General features: G+C 64.2%; 1 protein-coding gene. It reads right to left on the reverse strand.

The annotated features are described in order from the left end of the window. Positions 1–1,801, reverse strand: a 1,801-nt coding sequence (locus tag IB255_RS30430; protein ID WP_192211274.1) for an Ig-like domain-containing protein, incomplete at both ends; no start/stop codon positions are given.

Raw genomic sequence — 1,801 nt, forward strand, 5'->3', positions numbered from 1 at the left:
GTGTCGTTGGTCGAACCATTCTTCGGCACGTCGATCAGGTTGGACGGATCATCGTTGTCCACCACGTCCTTGATGACCGGTGCGGTCGGCGCAGTGGTGTCGATGACGATCGGGTACGGCTGCGACGGATCGCTGATGTTGCCCGCAGCGTCTTCGGCCTTGACGGTGAAGTCGTGTTCGCCTTCGTCCAGAGCCTTGTCGGCCGGAACTTCGAACGACCACTTGCCATCTTCACCAGCAATAGCGGTGCCCAGTTCGGTCTCGCCGTCGAAGACGTGGATGATGTCGCCCGGTTCGGCGCCGCCACCGGAAATAACCGGGGTGGTGTCGTTGGTCGAGCCGTCTTTCGGGATATCGATCAGGTTCGACGGATCGTCGTTGTCGACGATGCTGTCGATGGTCGGAGCCGACGGAGCCGTGGAGACGGTATAACCATGGTCGGCCACGATGAGGCCGACGTTGCCAGCCACATCATGGGCCACCAGGGTGGCGTGGATGTTGGTTTCCGCTGCGAGGTCCGCACCGGCTACCTTCACGCTCCAGTTGCCGTCCTTGTCGACCGCCGCACTGTAGGTGGTGCCGTTCAGCGCGAAGCTGACGATGTCACCCACCTGGAACTCACCGCTCGCCTTGCCGCTGATGGTTTGCGGAGTCTGCGCTTCGGCCAGATTGAGGATGTCGTCGCTGGTCACCGGATTGATAGTCAGGGTCGCCACCGGTGCTACCAGGTCGACGCTGTACGGGTGGCTGGCCTTCACGTCGGCGCTGTTGCCAGCGGCATCGTGAGCCACCAGGGTGGCATCGATGCTGCTGCCCTTGGACAGGTCGGTACCCGATACCTGCACGCTCCAGCTGCCGTCGGCCGCGACCTTGGCGCTGTAGTCGGTGCCATTGAGCTTGAAGCTCACCACGTCGCCAGCCTGGAACTCACCGGCAGCCTTGCCGCTGATGGTCTGGTTGGTCATGGCTTCGGCGGCGTTGACGATGTCGTCGCCGGCGACCACGTTGATGGTCAGGGTCGCTACCGGCGCGACCAGGTCGACGCTGTAGCCGTGATCGGCTACGACGCTGGCGCTGTTGCCGGCCTTGTCGTGGGCCACCAGGGTGGCGTGGATGCTGGTTTCCGCCGCGAGGTCCGCGCCGGCCACTTTCACACTCCAGGTTCCGTCAGCCGCGACTTTCGCGCTGTAGTCGGTGCCGTTGAGCTTGAAGCTCACCACGTCGCCAGCCTGGAACTCGCCACCGGCCTTGCCGCTGACGGTCTGCTGGACCTTGGCTTCTTCGGCGTTGACGATGTCGTCACCGGCCACCACGTTGATGGTCAGGGTCGCTACCGGCGCTACCGTATCGACAGAGTAGGCATGGTCGGCCACCACATCGCTGACGTTGCCAGCGCTGTCGTGCGCTACCAGGGTGGCGTGGATGTTGGTTTCCGCCGCGAGGTCCGCGCCGGCCACATTCACGCTCCAGGTACCGTCAGCCGCTACCTTGGCGCTGTAGTCGGTGCCGTTGAGCTTGAAGCTCACCACGTCGCCTTCGCTGAACGCACCGGCGGCCTTGCCACTGATGGTCTGCTGGACCTTGGACTCGGCCAGGTTGACGATGTCGTCGCCGGCCACTACGTCGATGGCGAGCGAGACGGAGCCCGGCTCGACGTTCACGGCATAGCCATGGTCCGCCACCACGCTGGCGCTGTTGCCTGCCGCGTCGTGGGCCACCAGGGTGGCATGGATGTTGGTTTCCTTCGCCAGGTCGCTGCCTTCTACCTTCACGCTCCAGTTGCCCGAGCCGTCGACGGTGG

The sequence above is a fragment of the Pseudomonas sp. PDM22 genome (assembly GCF_014851965.1).
Lineage (GTDB): Bacteria > Pseudomonadota > Gammaproteobacteria > Pseudomonadales > Pseudomonadaceae > Pseudomonas.